Raw genomic sequence first — 23038 nt, 5'->3', positions numbered from 1 at the left:
GCACAGGCGCGGGGGCCGGGGCGGGGACCGGCGCGGCGAGGGGATGGGTCGGGGGCACGGGAGCGTGGGCCGGGGCGGGCGCGGGCGGGTAGCCGTACCCGTACTGCGGCGGGGGCCCGTACGGCGGCAGGGGCGCGGGGCCCTGCGCCGTGGCGGCGGGGACACGCTGGTGGTGGTGGATGTCGACGATCAGGTAGTAGGTGACGACCCCGGCCATCTGCAGCAGCAGCCCGGCCATCCCGACGTTCGAGATCCAGTGGTCGGCCAGCCGCTGTTCCAGGGTCGCCAGGCAGGCGATGTTCAGCACCAACTGCAGCCAGAAGAGCGCCCAGTCGCGGCCGGACCGGCGCATGATCGCGATCCGGAGCATGGCCACCCAGGCGAGCATCCCGAGCGTGAGCGCGATCAGGACGCAGATGATCACACGCACGGCGATCACGCCGGCCGTCACGGCGGGGCGCGGTGGCGTCATGGGCGCGTGCCCGTGCATAAGTCGCTCCAGAAGGTGCGGTTCAGAGGGAACAAGAGCGTATACACGGACACCACCGACCGCCTCAGGGTTGTACGACACCGCTCACCGCCCCGTGGCCCCCCGGGGTCACTCGGGCCGTACGGTCCCGTCCGCCAGGCCGTCGTACAGGCCCTGCACGAGCTGTTCGCCGAGGCGCCCCGCGAGGCGCAGCGCGTCCTCGAACTCCGCGAGCGCCTTGAAGCGTTCGCCGTACCGCCGCTGGTCCGCCAGCGGCAGCCGGGGCAGTTGGAGCCGCCGTACGTCGAGCCGGGTGGCGGTGGAGGCGTAACTGCTGGCCTGCCGCTGGTTGGCGGTGCCGCGCAGGAAGCCGGCGAGGAACCAGGGGTCGAGCGCGGTGCGGTCGGGCCGCAGCAGCTGGAGGTTGCGGCCGAGGGCGGCGCCCGCCGTGGTGGCGTCGACGACCCGGGCGACGGACCCGCCGCCCAGGACGGGGACGACGACGTCGCCCTCCTCGGTGAGCACCGGCTCCTCCGGCGCCCCGTCGGGGAGGGTGCCGGAGGGGGCCGTACCGGCGAGCACGTCGTGCTCGGTGAGGACGGCCGCCGGTTCACCGGGGGGCGCGGTGCCGGCGCCGCCGGCCCGGAGCAGGAGGGCGCCGGCGCGGGCGAGTTCGCCGACGGTGGTCAGCGGGCGGGGGGCGGGGCGGGCGGGCGCGGCGGGCGGCGGCGTCAGCTCCATGGTGCGGCGCAGGGTGCGGTCCAGGCGCTCGCCGACGGCGGCCAGGTCGGCCGCCGAGCCGCCCGCGGCGGGGGCGGACAGGTGCCGGGCCGGGGCCAGGTCGACGTCGTCGTCGAGGAGTTCGATGACGGGCACCGAGCGGCTGACGCCGGGCTGCTCCTCGCCACCCCGCCAGGCGTCGAGCACGGCGGTCCGGAGGGCCTGCCAGGGCATCTTGTCCCGGCCGCCGTCGGGGACGAGGCCGGTGGTGTCGACGAACAGCAGCTCCGGGCCGGGCCGCTGGTCCGGTCCGGGCCGGCACAGCACCCACAGGTGCAGCGGGATGCCGTACGGGGGCGCCGCTCCGGCGGGCAGGGCGACGACGGCGCGCAGGGCGCCGCGGCGCAGCAGGTCGGCGCGGATGCGGCGCCCGGAGCGGCGTGAGGCGACGGCGGGCGGCATCAGCAGCACGGCGGTGCCGCCGTCGCGGAGGCGGGCGAGGGCGTGCTGCACCCAGGCCAGCTCGGACTCGGTGCGGGCCGGGAAGCCGTACTCCCAGCGGGGGTCGTAGGCCAGTTCGTCGTGGCCCCAGTCGCGTTCGTTGAACGGCGGGTGGCACAGCACCGCGTCGGCGCGCAGCCCGGGGAAGGCGTCGGCGCGCAGGGTGTCGGCGGCGGCCGCGCGGACGTCGGCCGTGCCGTGCAGGGCGAGGCGCAGGGCGGTGAGCGCGGCGGTGCCCGGGTCGGCGTCCTGCGCGTGGAGGCTCTCGGGGCGTTCGACGGCGCGCAGCAGCCCGCCCGTGCCGCAGGCGGGGTCCAGCACCGTGCGGGCGGGCCCTGCCAGGGCGGCCATCAGCTCGGCGAGTCCGGGCGGGGTGAGCGTGTACTGGCGGGGGTTGGCGTCCAGGTGCCGGCCGAGGAGGAACTCGAACGCCTGGCGGGCGCCGAGCTGGGCGGCGAGTTCGGCGGCGCCGCGCAGCAGGGGCGCGGAGGGGCCGAGGGCGGCCGCGGTCGGGGTCGGTACGGCGCGATCGGCGCCGAACCGGGCGGTGAGCACTTCCTCCAGGGCGGCCGGGAGCGCGGCCGTGAGCCGCTCGTCGGAGCCGGCCGCCCGTTCCAGCCAGCCGGTGGGCCGCTCGTGGACGAGGAGCAGGACGCAGCCGGCGTGGACGAGGGCGGCGACGGCCCCCGCGGGGTGCGCGGTGAGCTGCTGCCAGACGCGCTCGCGCAGCGGCACCTCGGCGAGCTTGCCCTGGTCGCGGAGCCACTGCTCGACCTCGGCGAGGGCGAACGACGGGCTGGTCTCGGTGCCGCCCACGGGCTTGGGGAAGTCGGCGTGCCGGCGGCGCCAGTTGCTGACCGCCGCCCGGCCCACCCCGGCCAGCCGGGCGATGCCGGCGGCGGTGACCTCTGCTGCGTGCTCCTGCGGCACGTGTCCGCCTCCCCTCATCCGCGATGAGCGTCGAGCATACCGAGGCGCTGGTTCACAGTGTGATCGGATCCAAAATCCGTGAACCGTGTTGACTCGGTTCACAGGCTCTGCTGTAGTTGATCCCGTCGAAGCACGGAGCACGCAAACAGCGCCCGGGAAGGTGCCACAGCCATGTCTCAGTCCATGTACGCCCCGCAGCAGCCGCAGCAGCCCCAGCAGCCCCAGCACGGCCGCCCCGAGAAGAAGCGCGGCTGGTTCGCCCGGCACAAGCTCCTCACCGGCCTGGGCGCGGTCGTCGTGGTCGTGGCGATCGCCTCGGCGGTGGGCGGGGGCGGCGACGACGGCGGCAAGGCGCCGGCGGCCGGCGACACCAAGGGCAAGCAGCAGCCGGCCGGGCAGCAGGAGCAGCCGAAGAAGGCGGCCGCCATCGAGGGCGACGGCGACTTCGAGGTGGGCACGGACGTCAAGCCGGGCCTGTACCGCACGAGCGGCAACGAGGACGGCCTGTGCTACTGGGAGCGCGCCAAGGACGCCTCGGGCGAGACCGACTCCATCCTCGCCAACGACAACGTCACCGGCACGAGCTACGTGACCATCAAGGCGAGCGACAAGATCTTCAAGTCCTCCGACTGCAAGGACTGGGAGGCGGTCGACGAGAAGGCCACCGGCACTCCCAAGACGGAGGCCAAGGGCGACGGCGGCATGTTCAAGGTGGGCGTGGACCTCGCCCCGGGCACGTACAAGTCGACGGGCAACGAGGACGACATGTGCTACTGGGAGCGCGCGAAGGACGCCTCCCACAACACGGACGCGATCCTGGCGAACGACAACGTGTCGGGCACGGCCACGGTGAAGATCAGCGCGACCGACGCGTACTTCAAGACCTCGGGCTGCAAGGACTGGGTGAAGACGGGCTGAGCCCGATTCGTGACAGGCGGTTCTGCCCCTGGCCACTGCCCCTGCGCCTGCCCTGCGGGCGCGGGGGGCGCGGCCCGGTCGCCGCGCCCGGGTGTCACCCGAGCTCCCGGGGGTCGGTCGCCGGCCCGTAATCCGCGTCGTGGTCCCTGGTCAGGGCGGACAGCAGCTCCGGGTCGGAGTGGACCTCCGCCGTGTGCTGCCAGGCGGCGAGGAGTTGCGCCACCGCGGCGCTGTTGCCCACCGAGTCGGCAGCTCGCATGGTGCCGACGAGCTCGACGGCGAAGGCGTGGACGTCCCGTTCCGGCAGGAAGCGGACCCACGGGAAGGCATCCGGCAGTATGTCGAGGAGCAGTTGCACGCTTCCCGGTTCCCGCCGCGCGAGGGCGGAGAGCATCCGGGTGGCGGCCGACACGACGGTCCGGTCCTGTTCAGCGCGGGCGGCGGTGGTGAGGACGAGGTCCTCCCCGTCCCGGCGGTGCAGCAGCAGCCGTGGCGACTCCTTGAGGCGGGCCAGCGTCTGCTTGTTCTTGTTCACCAGCTCGGAGAAGTTCACGGCGGCGTTCTCGGCGCTCATAAGTTTGAAACTACTTGGAAACTGGGTGCTCCGCCATCGCGCGGGAGAGTGACGGGACGAACCCCGGCCCGCCCGCGCATGTGGCCGGTCCGGGGTTCCCCAGGTCCCGCGGGTCCTACTTCTTGATGCCGTTCAGGCAGAGGACGAACTTCTCCTGGTCCCACTGCTGCGCCAGGGCGGCCTCACCGGTCGTGCCGCAGGCGTTGACGTCGAAGGTGTTGTCGACGACCTTCACGACCTTGTAGTTGGCGTCCTTGTCGCCGCACTCCTTGGTCTCCACCTTGGGGTCGGTGTCGCTGCCGGTGACCTGGACGCAGTCACCGGCCGCGGCGTGCACCGGGGAGTTGAAGAAGTACGAGATGCCGAGCTTCACCGCGACGGCGACCACGATGAGGGCGACGATCCGGAGGATCTTCTTGCCCCAGCCCGCCTTGCGGGGCGCGGCGGGAGGCGGCACCGGTCCACCGAACCCCTCGGCGGGCGGCGGGACCTGCTGAGGGTCGGGGGTGTGCGGCGGAGGCGGCGTGGCCATGAGCTGTCCTCAAGAGAAGGAGTGATCGAACGCGCGAACGCTACAGACCGCGCCACCACCCAAAACGCCCAAGAGCCCCGGCGGTCCGATCAGATGCCGAGTCGTGACGCCCCCGAAACCTGAGCCTCCGCTTGTGCGCGCTTCGGCCCCGTCCCGTTCACCGGCCGCCGCGCTCGCGCCCCTGAAGCACCGCCAGGCGCCCGCGCCCCACCTCGGCACACGCCTCACGCAGCCCCTCGGTACGCGCCACCGAGCGCCGCTGCCACGCCAACTCCTCGTCGTACAGACCCGGCTGGGGGAGGTTCTGGTCGAGCAGTCCCATCGCCGTCAGGGCGACATGACCGCACTGCCCGGCCTCTGCGACCTCGCCGGTGCCGGCGCAGAGGACGGCGTACCGCAGCGCCAGCACGGCGTGGAAGCAGTGGATGTCGGCGGAATCGGTGAGACCGGTCTCCGTCGGCCGCAGCTCGGCGAACTCCTCGACCTCTTCCGCCAGCCGCTCGGCGTCCGCGAACGGATCCGCGGGATCCCACAGCCGCCACAGCGCCCTCACGAAGAGGTCCACGTCCGCCTCCCGGTCGCGAGAGCCGCCGCGGAGCCCGAGGAAGACGGGCGCCAGACGCTCCACGCACGCGGCGGCGTACGTCCGCACCACCTCGCGGCCGCCCCGGGTGAGCGCTTCCGTCACCGCCGCCTCCACCAGCGTCGCCATCGCGCCACTCCGTTCCTCTTCTTGTTCTCTTCTTGTTCTCTTCTTGTCGCCGTCAGCCGAGCAGATCGAGGGCGTCCGGGAGCTCCGGGAGACCGGGCGCACAGCCGGGACAGGCGTACACGTTGAACCCGGGGCCGGTGCCCTGGTGAACCTCGGCCACCAGCACCGGGGCCGAGGTGATCCGCTCGCAGCGTACGCACATCCGCACCGGCTGCCGCGCCCTGGCCGCCGCCCCGGTGGCGCAGCCCTGACAGACGGTCCGGTGGCGGACCCCGCCGGCGGCATCCGTGGTGACGGTGGCCAGTGGGCCGGCTGCGGCTTCCCCGCACGCGTCGCAGTTCACCAGGCCACCCCCGCGCCGTACGGAGTGTCCAGGTCGACCCCGAAGTCCGCCGCCAGCACGAGCGCGAGCCGCCGCTGCCGCTGGCGCGTCCGCTCCTCACCCTGCTCGTACGCCACGAGGTACGGCCGTACGAGCGCCGACGCGCTGCCGTCCAGGGGCCCGTCGATCCCGTACGGCGACCGGGCGGCGGGCAGCCGCGGCGGAGAGGCGGGCGGGCACGCGTGCCGGGGCGCTGCGAGGGCGGGGCCACTGCGATGGCGCCCGCGAGCGCCCGACAGGAGGGTGAGCCTCGCCCATGCGGCGAGGGCCCGGATAAGGTCGTGCATGTCGGTCTGTCCTTCGAGTGGAGATCGGCCGCGCCCCGGGAGGTCTGGCCACCTCGCCGGGGTCTTTGCTGTCGGACACCACCTTATAGCGCCTTGTATCGCTACGTACAGATACGTATCTCGATGAAGCCACTTCTTGCTCTCTGAGTAGCTTCAACGTCATGGAATTCGAACCCGATGCCGAAATCGACCACGCGGGCCCGGTGACCCCCTACCGGCAGCTCGCCGGCATCCTGCGCGCCCGTATCGCGCGTGGCGACTGGCAGCCGAACAGGGCCATCGCCAGCGAGACGCAACTCGTCCAGCAATACGGCCTGGCACGCACCACCGTGCGCCGGGCGATCGCAGTCCTGGTCGAGGAGGGCCTCGTGTTCACGGTCCCGCAGCGGGGAACGTACGTGTCCCCGGGCGCGGCTTCTGCCCGGTCCGACGACACCACCGCCGACTGATCGCCCTCATGGCGAACCCTGCCGAAAAGATCAAGGTCTGGTTCCGGTTCGTCCCCCGGGAGGGATGGTTCCCCCAGGACACCGAGGGCCTGTGGGCGACCAGGCTCGATGCGGACACGGCCGAAGTGCGGAACGCGCCCTTCCTCCAGAACGGCGTGGCCGAGGGGGATGTCGTGCGGTACCGAACCGACGCCGACGGCCTCCACTGGGCGGTCGGCCGGGTCAGCTCCGTCGGCAACGGCACGATCCGCGTCGTGCCCCTGCCCTCCGGGCCTCTGGGCCGCAGCGCCCAAGCGGTGCATCAGCGCCTCTCGGCGTTCGGGCTCGGGGGCGAGGTCTTCAGCGAGGACTTCCCCATGGTGGCCTTCACCGCTCCGGCCGGCGCGGACTTCGCGGGACTGAAGGCGCTGCTGACGCGGGGGCGGGAAGAGGGATGGTGGCACTACGAGGTCGGCTGCGGCACCGAGGAGTGGTGGGCGGCCTGAGGGCTGGTCAGCCGAGGCCGATCCCGGCCCGGTCGAGGTCCAGCAGGTCGGGGTCCTGGCGGACGAGCTCGTGCTCGAACGCCTCCCAGCCGCGCCGCTCGACGAAGTCGGCCTCCGCGGAAGTGACGGGCACCAGCCACACCACGGCGACGTCGGACCCGTTCTCCAGGACGACCGAGGCGAAGGCGTCGTCGTAGTACACCGGCATCGCCGCGTACAGCGCGGTCATGGCGCCGCCGGGCGTCAGCGCCATCGACAGGCGCAGGACGTCACCGCTCAGCACGGCTTCCCGCCCGGCGAGAAGCTGCTCCGCCACGTACTCCAGTACGCCGGGGAACGGCCCGGTCTCGTCTCCCGGGACCGGCCGGTTGCAGCCGAGCAGCTCCAGGTGCAGATGGCGTCCGGTGGTCCGGGACAGGAGCGGGGTCGCGTGCAGGCCGATCGTCGCGTACGACTGCACTCCGCCGCCGAGGCGCCCGCCGGTGAAGTACCCCACCTGCGGGGCCCCTTCGGGTGCGCCCTCCCTCGCGGACCAGGCGCCGACGAGCCCGCCGAGACGTGCCTCGAAGTGCTCGACCAGTACCGCTGCCATCGCCTCTGCTCCCCTACGACCGGCCTCAGAAGAAGGTCTTGTCCCACTCCCCCGAGACCAGCGCCCGCACGGCCTCCTCGAAGCCGTTCGCAACGCGCTGCATCCCGGCGTCCCCGGCGAAGAGGATGTCGCCGTTCTCGGCGAGCAGGACCGTCTCCTCGGTCTCGAAGGCCGTCCCGACGGGGAGCACCGGCATGCCGAGGCGCCGGGCGCAGCCGCGTACGTTCGGCGCGAAGACGTCGAGTGCGGCCTCGACGGAGATCGTGACGACCGCTTCATGCCGAGCGGCGCCGTAGGCCCAGCCGAGGGTGAGCTCGCCGTAGTCCGCCAGGAACCGGACCAGTTGGAGGGTGACGCCGTATCCGGCTTCCGCGTAGGCCGCGCAGGCCGCCGGGACGTCGATGTCGCGGAGGTCGAGGCGTAGGGCTCCGTCAGCCACGCGCCGGAGATGGTCGAGCCCCGGCCGGGTCCCCGCCGTCTCGATCGCGATCCAGAGGTCGTCGTCCGCGTCCAGGGTGCCGTCCTCCGCGACGAAGAACACCCCGGCCCGGTAGAGGTCCCGGAACGCCTCCGCCATGTCGGCGACGCTGTCGTACGCCGGTCTCGGCTCCTCGCCGGCCATGACGCTGACGACGCGCGGGGCCCCGTCGCCCGGCGGCGTGGGCACGGCGGCGTAGAAGTCGCCGCCTCCGGTGCCGAGCAGCGGGAACCACTGCTCGCCGTACGACCGGCGCAGGGCGGCGGCGTCCCGTACGGCGAGGGGCTCGTACCCGGGGACGAGCGCGGCGTCGTCCTGGGTCTGGCCGGGGCGCCAGGCGACGCCGTCGGCGTGGCCGAACCACGCGGCGACGTCGTCGGGCACCGGCCCGCCGAAGGCTTCCCACACCTGGTCGGGGGCGATGCCGGGGACGCGGAGCGCGGCGGCCGGGCGGTTCAGCCGTTCCGCCTCCTGCCAGAGCCCCGCGATCGCACGTATGAGTTCTCTTCTCGGCACCGGGCCACTGTAGGCACGCCACCTCACTCCGCGGCCCGGCCCCCGAGGGCGGCGGCCAGCGCGCGGACGTACTGCGCACCGGCGACGCGGGCGCTGCCGAGCAGCTCCCGGAAGTACGCGTCGTCGTGCCCGGTGAGCGCCCTCTCCTCCGATGCCGTACCGGCTTCCAGAGCCGTGAAGTACTGGGGTCGACCCAGGTCGACCCCACTCTCCGCGAGCTGCCGGTCGACATGCCCGGCGTACCGCTCCGCCCATTCCGTCAGCGGCACCGGAGCCTCATCGGGCAGATCTCCCGTGGCGCTCCGGCAGTACAGCTCGATGAGCTCCGCCGCCTTGTACGGGTAGTAGGCGTGCCCCATCGGCTCCTCGCCGAAGAGGTCCAGCAGGTCCCCTAGGGCCTTCAGCAGCCGCTCCAGCTCCGCGATACGGGCCGTGGCCCCCGGGTCGGCCAGGCGGGCCAGCTCCCGGTGGAGCGCCTCCGCACCGGGGCGCCCGGCCACGGTCGCATCCCACTCCGGGGAGAGCCCGGAGCCGACGACGGGCGCGAACCTGGCGACCGCGACCCGCGCCCGCTGGATCCTGACCGGCTGGTCCTCGGGGTGCGCCTTGCGCCTGAGGAACCTCACCACGCCTCCACGCACCACCGGCCTGCGCGCCGTGCCATGTCAGCGGTACTTCCAGACGGTGTCCACCATGGCTTCCGCCGACCCGGGCTGCCCCGCCAGTTCGCCGGCCCGGCGGATCTCCTCGTCGGTCATGCCACGCGCCATGGTGATCGCCTCGTGGAGGCCGTCGGCGTTGCCGGCCTCGATCATCGCGAAGAACCACCGCAGGGCTTCGACCGTGTCCCGCCGCCCCGCCCGGCCGTCGCGGTACCAGCAGGCGGCGACGTACATGCCCCGGTCGTCCCCGGCCCGGGCGGCCGTGAGGTAGCAGTCGAGCGCCTCGGTGTCCTGGCCCATGGCCCCGAGGAGGTCGCCGAGGACGACGTACGCGTCGGTGACGCCGCCCTCCGCGGCGGCTCGCAGGAGCGCGGCCACGGCCTGCGGGTCGCGCTCGCCCCACCACATCTGCGCCAGGTTGAACTGCGCGTACGCGTCCCCGGCGTCGGCCGCCTCCCGGAACAGCCGCTCGGCCGCCGCGGCGTCCTGCTCGACCCCGAGTCCGTTGACGTACAGGTACGCCAGGCTCCGCTTGCCCACGGCGCTGCCGCGCTCGGCGGCTCGCCGGAACCAGGGCGCGGCCTCCGCGGGGTTCTCCTCCCATTCGAGGAGCACGCCCCCGAGCACCTCCTGTGCCTCCAGGTCACCGGCCTCGGCGGCGCTCCTCAGGGAGGGCAGGGCCTCGCGGAGCGCTTCGGCGGCCGCCGGGTCGCCTTCGATCGCGGCGTCCATGAGGCGGTGGGCGGTGGCGGCCATGCGGGAGGGTTCGTCTGGCACCGGGCCACTGTAGGACCGGGCAGGTGCGGCACTGGTCCTGGGGTATCACCCGGCGGCGTCCAGCAGGTCCCTCAGTTCCGCCTCCGAGGTGTCCTGCCGGAGCGGCACCTGAACGTGGTACCCCGCATCGCAGAAGACCAGGCCGAGCCCCGCCGGGGCGAGCCGGCGGAAGACGACCGCCAACCACACGGCGTCCTCGTCCGGGACGTCCATGGAGAGGCAGGTGCCTTCCTCGTGCAGGTACGCCTCGCCGGGCCCGTCCTCCGTCTCGAAGCGCCAGCCGAAGCTGCGCATCTCATCGTGACGCGTCGCGTCGATCTCGACGTCCGCCCATCGGCAGCGGATCGCCTCGGCCAGCGCGTCGCGATCGACCCGCCATCCGGCGGCCTCACCGTCCACGAACACCAAGAACTGCGCCATGCCCCCTGGTTTAGCACCGCAGGGGTTTTCACTCAGCCCCGGAAGCTCAGCCGCGGCGGGTGCGAGGCGTCCGCCGGACAGGCGAAGACCTGCATGGAGCCCCAGCGGCCGACGGTCACCTGGGTCGGGATGTTGGCGTCCATGGCGTCCGCCGTCGGCCGGCCCTCCAGGGGAATCCATCTGCGGCTGCCGTTGTCCCACTCCTGGCTCGCGACGGTCAGAATCAGGTCCATTTCGCGGCCGCAGTCGCATGTCATCCTTGCCGGGCCGGCCCCGTGCCACCGGGCGAACCCGCCCGCCTTCCATCCCGGTGCCGTCGACAGGTCGGACCGGTAGAGGACGGCGTCCTCGTCCAGGTCGTCCTCGTCACCCTCCCAGGCGTCGATGCGCTCGCGCAGGTCCTGCGGCAGCGCCTCGATGTCCTGGTGCTCGACGACCTGTTCCGGATCGAGCGCACACGCCACGGGCACGTACCCCTCCGAGCCCACGACGTCGGGCTCGGGCTGGTCGGTCAGTACGTCCGCGACATCGGCGGAGCGACGCCAGCGCAGTTCGACGGCGGGCTCGTGCCGACCGTCGTGAGCGTCGAAGGGGCACCACAGCACCTGGAGCAGGTCGTGGTTGGCCGGGCCGGCGAGGTCGGGCACGTCCCGGCGGTACAGCTGGGCCAGGGGGCCATTTGCCGCCGGTGCGGCTGCGTGCACATCGGCCACTGCTCGTCCGCCGGCCAGAGGAGGGGCCCGCCCACGGTGCTCCCCTGCGGCCCCTGGGCCCCAGGCCTGGGATGCAGACGGGTCGCCGTGCGGCGGTGGGCGGCCAGCTCAGGGAAGACGGCAACGATGTCGACGGGGCGAGCGGGGGTGGTGCGGGTCATCGCGCGCCTGACTGGTTCGCAGGTGCCACCGGCTTCGGCTGCCAGTCCACGGCGCTGCGCCACCCGGGACGATCGTGGCCCCAGTCGTTCATCAGGGTCGCGATGCCTTGGTACCGCTCCACCTCCGGCGGCGCCGGGACCTGGGCCTGGAAATGACGATCCGCCGAACCTTCGCGGTACTCGACCTGACAACTGTGGTCGTCGTTCATGTAGACCTGCATGTAGTGCTGATCCGCTGGTTCACGGTCGAGCCGCTCAAGAATGACGAAGCGGTACCGCGTGTTCATCTCGCTGAGCGCATCGGCCAAGGTTTCCCATGATGGTTCGTCGCGGGACTCGCCGGCCGCCGTGATCATGCGCAGCACTGGTGTTGCCATGCGGGCGATTGTCGCACCAATGACAGCGAGCGCCTCGATGCACCGGGCAACTGCGAGTAGTTCCGTACAGACGCGCACAATCCGTCAAAGCTGAAGCCCCGGCCGGATGGAGCCCGGCCGGGGCTTCAGGCTGTCACCGCCTCGGACGATCAGACACTGTCCGGGCGAGAACCGGTCTCGGTGGCGATCCACAGATCGTCATCCGCGTCCAGAGTTCCGTCAGCGGCAACGAAGAACACTCCGGATCGGTAGAAGTCCCGGAATGCGGTCACCATCTCCTCAATGCTGCCGTAAGCCGGTCTCGAGTCTTCGCCGATCATGACACTGACGACATGCGGTGACGTGGACGAGTCTTCTTCCACGGCTGCGTAGAAGTCACCACCGCCGGTGCCGAGGAGCGGGAACCATCTCTCCCCGAGGAGGGGATCCTCGCTCCCGTACGACGCCTTGACCGCGGCAGCATCCTGCACGGAGAGGGGCTCGTACCCCGGAATCAGCGCGGCGTCGTCCTGTTTCTGGTTTGGCTGCCATTGGACGCCGTTGCTCCAGCCGAACCACTCCGCGACATCACCGGGTACCGGCCCGCCGAAGGCATTGGCCACCTCATCGGGGCCGACACCCGGGACGCGGAGTGAGGCAACGGGGCGGTTCAGGCGCTCCGCCTCCTGCCAAAGGCTTTCGATAGATTCCGAGAGCACAGGTTCATCTTCCTTTCTGTTTACCGGGTTCTATTTTTTGATGCGCACGACGTACTTGTCGCCGTCCTTGAGCTTGTTCTGACGGTAGAACTCCTTCAGAGAGTTTCCATGGCTGGAATTGATTGTCCCCGGGGCCAGCGTGAGCGTCGCTCCCGTGCCACCTTCGTAGGAAGAGGCGAACGGGTACTCCTCCCAGGTCGCGTTGGATGCGAACTGACGGGGCCGAGGCGCGTGGGCCTGGGCGTGACGCCTGTTCCTCCGGTGGTTGGCCTCTCCGGTCCGTCGAGTCAGGATCGCTGGGGCGCCGGCTTGTACCGCTCGCTGCTGGTTCGCAGCCATGGGCCCGTGTACAGCGGGGTCAATCTCATGGACGGGAAGCCTCGTGGCCTCGCCCCTGGAGTCGACCGCGAAGACGACGGGGCACGCCTCGTCTGCGTTGTGCACGAGCACCGTGGTGTCGCCGGCCAGCACGTGGTAGGTGTGCAGGCCCTCGACGCTCAGGTCGTACGTTACGCGCTGCGCCTTGTACTCCTTGACCGCGACAATCGCCGTCGGCCCACCCGAGCCGTCCTGGAGCTTCTGGCCGGCCTTGAGGTCGCCGGCCTGCGTCCAGGAGTTGCGGGTGATCTCGTAGAACTGGTGGTGCTTGGTGGTCTGGATCGTCTTCGGACCCGACTTCGTGGCGACGACGACATCGACGTAGTCACGGTCGGTCTTGGTGACGATCACCGCCTTGACCCGGTGCTTCTCCTTCTCCTTCTTGCCCGGCTCAGCCGTCAGGACGTAGTCGCCGACCTTGACCTCGGAGATGGGCTTGACCGTGGCGTTCGCCATCAGCACACCGGTGAGACCGGTGAAGCTGTGCGGCGTGCACCCCTTGCGGCCGAACTTGCTGGCCGCAGCACCGAACACACCGCCGCTGGCCGCGCCGACCGCCGTAGCCGTCGCCGCACCACCGACACTGCAGCCTTCCTCGCTGTTGATGCAGGAGACGCCGTATCCGACCGCGCCTTCCGCGGCACCGCCTGCTGCACCCATGGCAGCACCCTGGGCCGTCTTGCCGCCGACACCGGCGAGCAGGCGTCCCACTGCACCGGACGCCGCACCGCCGGCGGCACCACCGAGCGCACCGGTCACTGCGCCGATCCCGACCGCGGTGGCGAACCCACCGAGGGTCTTCGGGCCGTCGCTCATCATGTAACCCACGCCGTTGGCAGCGGCGCCCGCGAGAGCGGCACAGCCGATCGCGCCGACGCCCGCCGTGATCGCCGTGCATCCGGCGAAGACCGCCACACCGACCGCCACCGAAGCGATGGTCGCGGCGTGCTGCTTGACGAAGTTGGCTGTGGCCTTGGCCGCCTTCTTGACGGCTCTGCCGACCTTCTTGGCTGCCTTCACCACCTTCTTGGCGACGTGTTTGACAGCCTTGGCGACCTTGCGGACCGCCTTCTTTACCTTCTTGACGACCTTGTGGGCGTAGTGCTTGACCCGCTTATAGGTCCTCTTGACGTATCTCTTGACCTTTCTGACGCTGTCGGACACGTACCGCACGGCCTTGCGCACCGAGCGGTACGCCTTCCGGACGGTCCGCTTGACCGCGCGCTTGATCCGCTTGGCGGCCTTCTTGACGACCTTGGCGACCTTCTTGACGGCCTTCTTGGTCTTCTTCCAGGCCGACTTCGCGACCTTCTTGACCTTCTTGGCAGCCTTCTTGACGGTCTTCTTGACCCAGCCCCAGAAGTGGCCGTTCGGGTCGGTGGCCGTCATCGGGTTGGCCGCGGCGTACGCGTAGCGGTTGCCCTCGATGGACTGCGGCAGCGGGTCCAGGTCCCAGGTGTCGCGGCTGTTGAACTGGCCGGTCTGCGGTGAGTACCAGCGGGCGGCCATGTTGACCTTGGCCGTCTGCGGGTCGGTCCAGCCGGACTGGTAACCGAGGTTGCCCACCATGCCCTGGGTGTTCAGGACCTTGCCGAACGGCGAGTACGTCGTCGAACCGGTCAGTGCCTCGCCTGCGGCGGTGAACTGGCCGATCACGTCGTCGTGCACGTCCGTCAGCGCGAGGACGGCGGCCATGCCGGTCGCCTTCACGCTCAGCAGAGAACCGTCCGCGTCCCGGCTGTAGGTCGCCGAACCGTCGGACGCCACGTCGTTGCCGACGCCGCTGTACTGGAAGGAGAACACCGGACCCGAGTCCGCGTCGCTCGCGCTGAGCACACGGTCGAGGCCGTCGTACGCGTACGTCCGGTCACCCTCGTTGATGACCCGGTTGAACGCGTCCGCCTTGATCGACGTCTGCGTCCCGTCCTCGGCGGTGATGGACCTCATCGTGCCGCGGGCGGTGTACGTGTACGTGTTGTGCCCGTCCGACGTGAGGCGGTTGCGGGCGTCGTAGGTGTAGGTGTCGCCACCGACGCGGGTCCGGTTGCCGGACGCGTCGTAGCCGTAGACCTCCGTGGTGGATCCGTTGTTCCACGACGTCAGGCGGTTCGCCCAGTCGTAGGTGTACGTGTTCGTCGACGCGCCGGTGACACCGGTCGTCGTCTTCGACGTCATGTTGCCGTTCTCGTCCCACCCGTAGGTGATGGAGGACAGCACCTTGCCGGTCGGCGAGGTCAGCTTGTCGCTGGTGATCTGCTCCAGCGCGTCGTAGCTGAACTCACGCTTCGACTTGCCCGCGCCGTAGTCGACGGACGTCACCTTGCTGTTGACGTCGTAGCCGTAGGTCATCGTGGTGCCGGTGGCACCGTCGTTGACCGTCTTCAGGCGGCCGGCAGTGTCGTAGCCGTACGTCGACGTGCCCGCCGCGTCCGTCCGCGTGGTCATCGCGCCGTCGCCGTTCCAGGCGAAGGACGACGAGCCCGAGGGGCCGGACGCGGTCAGCAGCAGTCCGCGGTCGTCATAGGTGAAGGTGTTCTTGTCCTCACCCGATCCCGCGACGGCCGTGATCCGGTCGTCGGCGTCGTAGGCGTAGGTGTGGTCGACCGTCGTCGCCTCGGCGCCCGTTCCCGCCTGGCGGGTCAGCCGGCCCTTGGCGTCGTACTCGTGGCTGACGACCACGCCGCCCGGGGCCCGCATCTCCTTCACCCGGCCGTTGGCGTCGTACACCGTGGTGAAGGTGCGGTCGGCCAGGTCCGGGTGGGACGGGGTGGACGGCTCGATCTGGGATTCCGGCAGCCCCCACTTGTTGTAGGTGGTCAGGAACGGGTTGCCACGGCCGTCGGTGAAGCGCGTGCGGTTGCCCGCCGCGTCGTAGCCGTAGGTCGTGGTGATCGACTCGGTCGCGGAGACCGGCTCCACAGCCTTCGTCACGACACCGGTGGCGTCGTACGTCAGGCGCGTGGTGTGACCGCGGTAGTCGGTCATCGCCACGGGCTGACCCGCACGGTCGTACTGGGCGCTGCTGGTGCGCAGCACCGTGCCGGTCGCGTCCAGGTCACTGGTGGAGACCAGCTGGCCGAAGCCGTCGTACGTGTTCCGGGTGCTGGTTCCGTCCGGGTCCGTCGCGGTGAGGAGCTGGCCGTCCATGTCGTAGGTGAACTTCGACGTCTGGCCGGCGCCGTCCGTCACCTCGGTGGTCTCGCCCAGCGCGTTGTACTTGTACGTCTCCTGGACACCGGTCGGGCTCACGGTCCGGGACAGCTCGCCGCCCGGAGCGTTGTACTCGTTGATCGCGGTGTACGCCCGCTGCGTCGGCTGCCGCACGATGTCCGTGCTGGTGAGCATGTTGCCCAGGTAGTCCCAGGTGCTCTCCTCACGGGCGCCGTTCGGCCGGGTCGCCGACAGCTGGTCGCCGTTGGTGTCGTACGTGTACGTCGTCGTACCGCCGCCCGGCTCGGTGACCGAGGCCAGGTCGCCCAGCTGCGTGTACGTGTAGGTGGTGCGGTTGCCGAGCGGGTCGACCTCCGCCGTGACCTGGCCGAGACGGTTGTACTCGTTCCAGGCGGTGGCGGTGATCGGGGTGGTGGACCCCGGCGGGGTGTAGTCCGGCAGACGCGTGGAGGACTCCTGGCCCTCGGCGTCGTACGCCGTCACCGTGACGTTGCCCAGCGGGTCGGACGACTCGGTCGCCTCACCGAAGGTGTTGTAGCCCGTCATGGAGACCGGGCGGATCGCCACGGCGGCCTCGCCGTTCTGCTCCGCGTTGACGACGGGCTCCGTGACCGTGGTCTGCTGACCGGCCTCGTCGTACCCGTAGTCGGTGGTGTTGCCGTTGGTGTCCGTCATGGACACCGGCAGGCCCCGCTGGTCGAGCTCCCACGTCGTGGAGCGGACCGAGCTGCCCGCGGCCGGCAGGGTGCCGCCGTGGACCGCCGAGACCTGCGAGGCGGACAGGGCCTCGCCGTAGACCTGGACGTCGTCGATGCCACCCGGCCAGAAGCCGCTGTAGGCGCCCTGGTACTTGACCCGGCCGATCTGCAGGTTGCCGTTGGCCGACCACGGCGTCGTGACGTCGTCGGAACCCTGGAGGGCGCCGTTGACGTACAGCGAGACCTTGGCGGTCGAGGCGTCGTAGACCGACGTCAGGTGCGTCCACTGGCCCGTGACCGGAGCGGCGGTGGAGTACACCAGCTGCGTGCCGAGCGAGCCGGAGGCGTCATCACGGGTCGGGATGCGAATGGCCCACTTGTTGGCCGACTGGACGTACCCCAGCAGGAAGCCGCCGTGGTAGTCGCCGTCCTGGCTGACCGCCGTGTAATTGGACGCGGTCGAGGTCAGCTTGACCCACGCGGAGACGGTGTAGCTGCCGGAGGTGTTGACCACCGAGCCGTCGGTCTCCGCGTACGAGTTGGCGTTGCCGTCGAAGACGGCACTGCCACCCCGGTCGGTGTTCCAGTGCATACCGGTGCCGTGGGTACCGGTGTGGTTGGCGCCGGAGGAGTCGGCCACGGAGAAGCCCGTGGTCTCGTCCAGCTTGTAGCGCGCCACGGGTGCGGTCGTGCCGTCGTGGACGGTCGTGCCGGTGACGTTGCCCAGGTCGTCGTACGTCGTGTCCGTGGTGGACACGTCGCCCGTCGCCGGGTCCCGCTCCGTCTCGGACACCACGTTGTCGTCCGGGTCGTACGACACCGTCGTCGACCGGTTGACACCCGTCGGGTCCAGCACCGAGGACGTGGTGCGGTCCGCCGCGTCCACCGTGAAGGTGGTCGTGGTCTGGCCGTCGTTGGTCACCTGCTTGATCAGGTTCCCGGCCGCGTCGTAGGTGTTGGCCTGCTCCACGAACTGCTTGCCGTTCGCCGGGTCCTTGCGGACCACGGAGGCCGACAGGCCGTCGTCCGTGTAGGTGTACTCCGTCACCCAGCCCATCGCGTCGGTGATCGACGCGAGCCGGCCCGCCGGGTCGTACGCCCGGGACTCCTGGACCAGCGTGGTCGGCGCCGACGGGTTGTTCGGGTCGCCGGTGTAGTTGAGCAGGCTGGTGGTGAGCGGACGGCCCTCGCCGTCGAAGGTGTAGGTGTTGACGTTCCCCGCGGGGTCGGTCTCCTTCACCTTGTTGCCGTAGACGTCGTACTCGAACGACGTGGTGTCGCCGCCCGGGTCCGTCCTGGTCGCCATGCGGTTGTACGCGTCGTACGTCATGGTCGTCGTACGCGCCGCGTCACCGCCCGTCAGGTCCTCGATCTTCTGCTCGAGGATGTTGCCGTCGGCGTCGAACGACGTCGTCGTCCTCGCCTGGTGCACGGCACCGGTGACACGGTTGGTGACCTTGGGGTCGGTCTCGGTGGTGACCTGGTCGTTCTTGTCGTACGTGAACGTGGTGGTCAGACCGCTCGGCTGGGCGTCCGTGACCTCCGTCTCGGTGATCTTCCGGCCGAGGTTGTCGTACGTGTACTTCTTCGTGGCGCCGTTGGCGTCGGTCACCTCGGCGAGGTCACCGTTGGAGAAGTACTTGTACGTGGTCTTCTTGCCGCCCGGGGTCGTCACCGTGTCCATGAGCCCGGCCGGCGCATTGCCGCCCCCGACCGCCACGGTGGCGGTGGTGGTGTAGGTCGTGGTCGCGGTGCGGCCGTTCGGGTGGCCTGCCACGGGCGGGGTGGTCACCGAGGTGACGTTGCCGGCCGTGTCGTAGGTGTAGCTGGTCAGGTACGTGTTGTCCGCCGGACCGGAGGAACGGCCGTCGCGCTCGGTGAGCATCAGGTCGTTGCGCAGGTCCATCGGCGGGAACGCCGTGGTCGCGTCCGGGAAGTACGTGTAGTACTCCGTCGAACACTTGGCGGCCGCCGTGTCCTGGCAGCTGGTCTGGGAGACCGTGTTGCCGCGGACGTCGTGACCGGTGATGCTGCGGTTGCCGTTGGCGTCCGTCACGGTGTGCAGGAAGCCACCCGTGTCGTAGCCGTACGTCGTCCGCTTGCCGTTGGTGTCGATCGCGGCCAGCAGACGGTTGCCCATCTCCGCGTCGTACACGTACGTCAGCGTCTTGTTCGTCGGGTCGGTGAGCTTGACCGTGCGCACCGGGGCGATCCCGGAGGACGCCTTGTACGCCGACCAGTGCTGCTCGACCTGGTCCTCGGACAGCGGGTGGGCGTAGGCCGCGACCTCGGCGATGGAGCCGTTGAAGAAGCTCACGTCACCGGGGGAGCTGAACCAGTACTTGCCGAAGCCGGCGCCGATGAAGGTGCGCGTGTTGCTCTGGTCCTTCGCGGCACCGCTGTAGTCGGCCTGCTTCACGCCGTCGACGTACAGGGTCTGCGTGCTGCCGGAGGCCGACAGGACCGCGTGGTGCCACTGGTTGTCGTTGACCACGGCCTTGGAACCGAAGTCCGTGCTGCCGGAGCCCGAGACGCTCCACCAGTGACCGTGCAGCTTGCCGTCAGCGCCCACGTACAGCAGCGGGTTCCAGCTGCCGGTCGGGGTGGCACCGGTCGGCGGCTGCGACTGGTCGGACAGGATCACACCGGGCGAACCGGTCTTGAACCACAGCTCGACGGCCCGCTCGCCACTCCCGTGCCACGGGTTGAACGGGATCTCCGCGTACGACGACGTGCCGTTGAACTGCGCCGCCGTGGCGTCACCGGTGCCGAACGGACCGGCCACGCCCTGCGTGACGGTGTTGTACGTGCCGAAGCCGGTGTGGATCTCGTTGGCCGCCTGCGGCGCGCCCTGCGTGTCGTCCAGCCGCCAGTAGCCGGACGGGGCGGAGCCCATGACGGCGGAGCGGTAGACCTGCGAGGAGCCGGAGATGGTCGGCGGGTTCAGCTTCCAGGTGCCGCCGTCGCCGTCCGTCGCCTGGGTGACCAGGTCGTCGGTGGTGTTGTAGGTGACGGACGCCTGGGACTTGCCGCCCGGCGTGGTGATCTTGTTGAGCAGACCGGCGGACCGCTTGGCGGCCTGGTACTGCGCGGTGATCACCGTCGGGTCGAGCGGCTCGGAGTAGATGGCGACCTCCGCCATCTGGCCCGTGTAGTGCCCGAGCTTGTCGTTCGGGTTCATCGCCGGCCAGCCGTCGGTGTTCACACCGGCGCCCAGCGAGATGTAGGGCTGCTCCCAGTCGTTGATGGTGCCGGACAGGGAGCCCTGCGAGACGCCGTCCAGGTAGAGGGTCTGGCTGTTGGCCACACCGGTGAGGACCGCGTTGTGCCACTGGCCGTCGGTGACGGTCGCGGTGGACGTGATCGTGGTCATGCAGCCGGGCGACATGGCGAGGCAGCCGCGCAGCTTGCCGTCCGTGCCGACGTACACCGCCGGGGTGTTCTTCGTGGTGGTGCCGACCGGGTCGGTCCCGCTCAGCGGCTTGTCACCGTAGTAGAAGAGGACACCGCCCGCCGTGGTCGTCTTGAACCACAGCGACACCGACATGTACGACGGCGTCGCGCCCGGGGCGCTCGGCATCTCGACGTACGAGGTGGTGCCGTTGAAGGTGGCGGTCTTCTGGGTGGAGCCCGCCAGGACGGACGTGGAGCCCAGGGTCACGTTGCGGTACAGACCGTTGTACTTGCCCTGGTTGCTGTCGACGCTGTCCTTGGCCACGGTCCCGGAGGTCTCACCGAGGCGCCAGTAGGCGAACGGGTCGGCGTCCAGCACCGTGGTGCGGTAGTGGTTGCCGGTGGCGTAGCCGTAGACCGTGCACTTGGTGGCGTCGGCCGGCGGGCACACCTTGGTGAGCTGGTCGCCGGTGTAGCCGTAGGTCCAGGTCTGGACCGTGGTGGCGTCGCCCGTCTTCGACGGGTCGGTGGCGACCGTCGCGACGTGCGCGGCGGTGGCCCCGGCCGGCGTCTGCCAGGTCAGGGTGAGCGACCGGTTGGACGTGGTGTTGGTGATCTTCGTGAGCTGGTTGGAGGCGTTGTACGTGAACGTCTCGGCGCGGCCCGCGTAGTCGGTGATGCTGGATATCGCCTTCACCCCGGCCTTGGACGTGGCCTGCGTGAACGCGTAGGCCGTGAAGTCCTTGTCCGTGAGCTTGTAGCCGCCGGTGACGGCCTCCAGACGGGCGTAGCGGCCCAGCGGGGGCTGGAAGGTGCCGTCGCTGTTGCGGCCGAAGGCGACCTGCTCACCGCCCGGGTAGGTGATGACCACGCTGGCGATGGCGCCGGCGCCGTCCCTGACCTCGGCGGCCTTCATGTCGACGACCGTCGACCAGCCGGCGCCGAAGGCACCGTCGACCCGCGGGTCGAGGCTGTTGTACGAGCGGTCGATCTCCAGCGAGGGGCCGATCACCGGGATCTCGGCGTCGGTGTCCTCGGTGGTGTAGTTGCCGTCGGACGGGTCGAACTCGTGGCCGTCGGTGTTCTGGGCGAGGCCCGAGGTGACCGGCGGCTGCGGCACGGCGGTGGTGAAGCGGCTGGAGTAGGTGACTTCCTCGTAGCCGTCGGAGACACCGACGTACCAGGTGTAGTTCTTGCTCCACTTCAGCTTGCCCGCGGGGATCTTCCACGAGCCCTTGGTGAGCGGGGTCGCGCCGGAGGTGACGACCGGAGTGGTGCTCTCGGTGTCCGCGTCGTACACCTCGAAGGTGTACTGCAGGGACGCGTTCGGCCACTTGTCGGCGTCGCTCGCGTAGACCAGCAGCTCCGGCTGGAGCGTGTTGGCCTGGAAGTTCTCCGGCGGGTACTGGGCGTTGACCTGCGGCTTGGTGTTCGGCGCGTAGGTCAGGTCCAGGGCGGGGCGCCAAGTGGCGGTCGCCGAGTTGTCGGAGTGGAACTTCTTCCAGTGCAGGTTGTCGGTCGTCGGCGCGGTCAGCGCCAGGCCGTAGTTGGCTCCGCCGGTGGCGACCTGGGTGAACCAGCTCGTGGAGAGCGACACCGGCATCTTCACGCCGACGTCCGCCCCGCCGTCCGAGTTGGTGCAGGAGGCGCCGGGCGTGCCGGTGGCCGTGCCGATGGACGAGCCGTAGGCCGGGCCGGGGTAGCTGGTGACGCCGGACGGGGTCCACGACTGGGTGATCGGGTGGACCGTGAACGGCTTGGCGTCACAGACCGAGGACCACAGCGCGTACACGTTCAGGGTGGCCGCGGAGACCTTCTGGCCCCTGAGCGTGGTGCCCAGCGAGGAGAACTGCAGGAACGAGTTCGCCTTGTTGGTGCCGGCGTCGTACGAGCCCACCTTGATCTGCGTCTCGGTGGAGTGGTCGCCGGCGATGGTGTTCTGGGCGTACGTGGAGTTGCTGGCGGTCACCGTCGGGTCGACGGTCACCGGGTAGACCCGCTCCGGGTCGTCCAGCCACGCGCGGTCGGCGGTCATCCGCAGCGCCGGCTCGCCGTCCACGGTGGTCAGCTCGTAGCGGACCGCCCGGGACTGCGCGGCGTCACCGGAGCGCGGGTCGACCTTGGAGTCCTCCATGTACGCGTGCGGGATGGTGGCGGTCACCTTGCCGTCGGCGTCGGTGAACTCCACGTCGCCGTCGGCCGCGATGCGCGGCGCGAGGCCCTTGACGTCGAGGGGGAAGACCCAGGAGTTCGCCGCGTCCGCGGAGCGCAGGACGATGTTCTCCTTGAAGCCCTCGGCCAGCGGCACGAGCTCCACGTCGGTGTCCGGCAGCACGCCCGGGTAGGTCACGGTGCCGTTGGCGGCCACGGTCGGCTCGGCCTTCACGGCGCCGCGCAGCGCGTACGCCAGGCTGCGGCCGGAGCCGAAGTCGACGGAGGCGAGCTGCTGGTCGGCCGCGTCCGGGGCGAACTCCACGTCGAGGGAGTTGGCCCGCTGCTGGAGCCGGCCGTCGGTGTCCTCGGTCAGCCGGGTGTCGATCGGCTTCCAAGTGCCGTCGTCCGCCTTGAAGTTGTGGCGGCCGGTGTAGTGGCGGATGGTGGTGGAGCCGTCGGCGTTGACGTAGTAGTCCGAGGTCGCCGTCGACTTCCTGGCGTCGCGCTTGCTCGTCGCCGGGTCGAAGCTGGTCGCCGTGCCGCGGGCCTTGCCGGTGGTGGCGGGGTCCTCGGCGTCCACGGTGCGCTTGAACGGGTCGAGCTCACCCTTGCCCTTGCCGGGCTTGCGGCCGACGCCGCCGTCGGCGCTGGTGTCCTCGGCCGAAGCCTGGTGGCTCTTGCCGCGGGCGGTGCCCCCCTCCTGTTCGGGGGTGTCGAGAGGTGATTTGTTGGCCCACTCCCACAGTCCGGAGAGGGACAACTCGGGCATGCTCAGGGCCGGAAGCGTCGCGCCGGTGGCGGCCGCCGTCTCGGTGGTGAGCATGAAAGAGAAGGAAACAAGGACAGATACGGCCGTAGCCCTCACTCTGCGTCTTCCGGTAGGACCCGGAG

The 23038-nt window shown here is 70.5% G+C and carries 19 protein-coding genes; 3 read left to right on the top strand and 16 right to left on the bottom strand.

Going from position 1 to position 23038, the window contains the following annotated elements; genetic code table 11:
• The coding region (locus IH00_RS38690) for a hypothetical protein (protein ID WP_158827616.1) at positions 1 to 472 on the bottom strand (472 nt) is incomplete at its 3' end.
• Between the two features lie 126 nt (positions 473 to 598).
• Positions 599 to 2638: an N-6 DNA methylase gene (locus IH00_RS0102285; protein WP_031068956.1), complete on the bottom strand. Its 2040-nt coding sequence runs from the start codon at positions 2636 to 2638 to the stop codon at positions 599 to 601.
• 153 nt (positions 2639 to 2791) lie between these two features.
• Here IH00_RS0102285 and IH00_RS0102280 point away from each other — a divergent pair, with 153 nt between their 5' ends.
• Positions 2792 to 3538, top strand: a complete 747-nt coding sequence (locus IH00_RS0102280) for a hypothetical protein (protein WP_234334733.1) — start codon at positions 2792 to 2794, stop codon at positions 3536 to 3538.
• A 94-nt stretch (positions 3539 to 3632) separates the two neighbouring features.
• On the opposite strand, the gene IH00_RS0102275 is transcribed toward IH00_RS0102280, so the two are convergent.
• The 5 genes from IH00_RS0102275 to IH00_RS0102255 form a co-directional block, all read right to left on the bottom strand.
• A complete protein-coding gene (locus IH00_RS0102275) occupies positions 3633 to 4112 on the bottom strand; it encodes a hypothetical protein (protein WP_031068954.1) in 480 nt (159 codons plus the stop codon).
• A 115-nt stretch (positions 4113 to 4227) separates the two neighbouring features.
• Positions 4228 to 4644, bottom strand: coding sequence for an LppU/SCO3897 family protein (locus IH00_RS0102270; RefSeq protein WP_031068953.1), 417 nt, complete (start codon positions 4642 to 4644; stop codon positions 4228 to 4230).
• 157 nt (positions 4645 to 4801) lie between these two features.
• Positions 4802 to 5356, bottom strand: coding sequence for a hypothetical protein (locus IH00_RS0102265; RefSeq protein WP_031068952.1), 555 nt, complete (start codon positions 5354 to 5356; stop codon positions 4802 to 4804).
• Between the two features lie 52 nt (positions 5357 to 5408).
• Positions 5409 to 5699, bottom strand: a complete 291-nt coding sequence (locus tag IH00_RS36865) for a hypothetical protein (RefSeq protein WP_039946038.1) — start codon at positions 5697 to 5699, stop codon at positions 5409 to 5411.
• Positions 5696 to 6025, bottom strand: coding sequence for a hypothetical protein (locus IH00_RS0102255; protein ID WP_031068950.1), 330 nt, complete (start codon positions 6023 to 6025; stop codon positions 5696 to 5698). The genes IH00_RS36865 and IH00_RS0102255 overlap by 4 nt, the downstream gene beginning before the upstream one ends.
• A gap of 161 nt (positions 6026 to 6186) precedes the next feature.
• Here IH00_RS0102255 and IH00_RS0102250 point away from each other — a divergent pair, with 161 nt between their 5' ends.
• Both IH00_RS0102250 and IH00_RS0102245 read left to right on the top strand, forming a co-directional pair.
• Positions 6187 to 6474: a GntR family transcriptional regulator gene (locus IH00_RS0102250; protein ID WP_031068948.1), complete on the top strand. Its 288-nt coding sequence runs from the start codon at positions 6187 to 6189 to the stop codon at positions 6472 to 6474.
• Between the two features lie 8 nt (positions 6475 to 6482).
• Complete coding sequence (locus IH00_RS0102245) at positions 6483 to 6959, top strand: DUF4265 domain-containing protein (RefSeq protein ID WP_031068946.1); 477 nt, start codon at positions 6483 to 6485, stop codon at positions 6957 to 6959.
• A 7-nt stretch (positions 6960 to 6966) separates the two neighbouring features.
• Here IH00_RS0102245 and IH00_RS0102240 read toward each other — a convergent pair whose 3' ends face one another.
• The 9 genes from IH00_RS0102240 to IH00_RS0102200 all read right to left on the bottom strand — a co-directional run bounded on the left by IH00_RS0102240 (position 6967) and on the right by IH00_RS0102200 (position 22970).
• A complete protein-coding gene (locus IH00_RS0102240; RefSeq protein WP_031068945.1) occupies positions 6967 to 7551 on the bottom strand; it encodes a suppressor of fused domain protein in 585 nt (194 codons plus the stop codon).
• A 25-nt stretch (positions 7552 to 7576) separates the two neighbouring features.
• Positions 7577 to 8545, bottom strand: a complete 969-nt coding sequence (locus tag IH00_RS0102235; RefSeq protein WP_031068943.1) for an SUKH-3 domain-containing protein — start codon at positions 8543 to 8545, stop codon at positions 7577 to 7579.
• 23 nt (positions 8546 to 8568) lie between these two features.
• Positions 8569 to 9171, bottom strand: a complete 603-nt coding sequence (locus IH00_RS41570; RefSeq protein WP_031068941.1) for a hypothetical protein — start codon at positions 9169 to 9171, stop codon at positions 8569 to 8571.
• A 39-nt stretch (positions 9172 to 9210) separates the two neighbouring features.
• Entirely contained in the window at positions 9211 to 9984 is a 774-nt protein-coding gene (locus tag IH00_RS38685) for a tetratricopeptide repeat protein (RefSeq protein WP_158827614.1), read from the bottom strand.
• Between the two features lie 45 nt (positions 9985 to 10029).
• A complete protein-coding gene (locus tag IH00_RS0102220) occupies positions 10030 to 10404 on the bottom strand; it encodes a hypothetical protein (RefSeq protein ID WP_031068938.1) in 375 nt (124 codons plus the stop codon).
• Positions 10405 to 10436: 32 nt separating this feature from the next.
• Complete coding sequence (locus IH00_RS36855; protein ID WP_052411125.1) at positions 10437 to 11117, bottom strand: hypothetical protein; 681 nt, start codon at positions 11115 to 11117, stop codon at positions 10437 to 10439.
• Positions 11118 to 11274: 157 nt separating this feature from the next.
• On the bottom strand, positions 11275 to 11655 hold the full coding sequence (locus tag IH00_RS0102210; protein ID WP_031068936.1) for a hypothetical protein: 381 nt from the start codon (positions 11653 to 11655) through the stop codon (positions 11275 to 11277).
• 149 nt (positions 11656 to 11804) lie between these two features.
• A complete protein-coding gene (locus tag IH00_RS0102205) occupies positions 11805 to 12353 on the bottom strand; it encodes an SMI1/KNR4 family protein (protein WP_031068934.1) in 549 nt (182 codons plus the stop codon).
• Positions 12354 to 12383: 30 nt separating this feature from the next.
• On the bottom strand, positions 12384 to 22970 hold the full coding sequence (locus IH00_RS0102200; protein WP_234334732.1) for a LamG-like jellyroll fold domain-containing protein: 10587 nt from the start codon (positions 22968 to 22970) through the stop codon (positions 12384 to 12386).
• Between the last annotated feature and the right edge of the window lie 68 nt (positions 22971 to 23038).

The sequence above is a fragment of the Streptomyces sp. NRRL S-118 genome (assembly GCF_000716335.1).
Taxonomy (GTDB): Bacteria; Actinomycetota; Actinomycetes; order Streptomycetales; family Streptomycetaceae; genus Streptomyces.
This window is presented reverse-complemented; position numbering and strand designations above follow the sequence as displayed.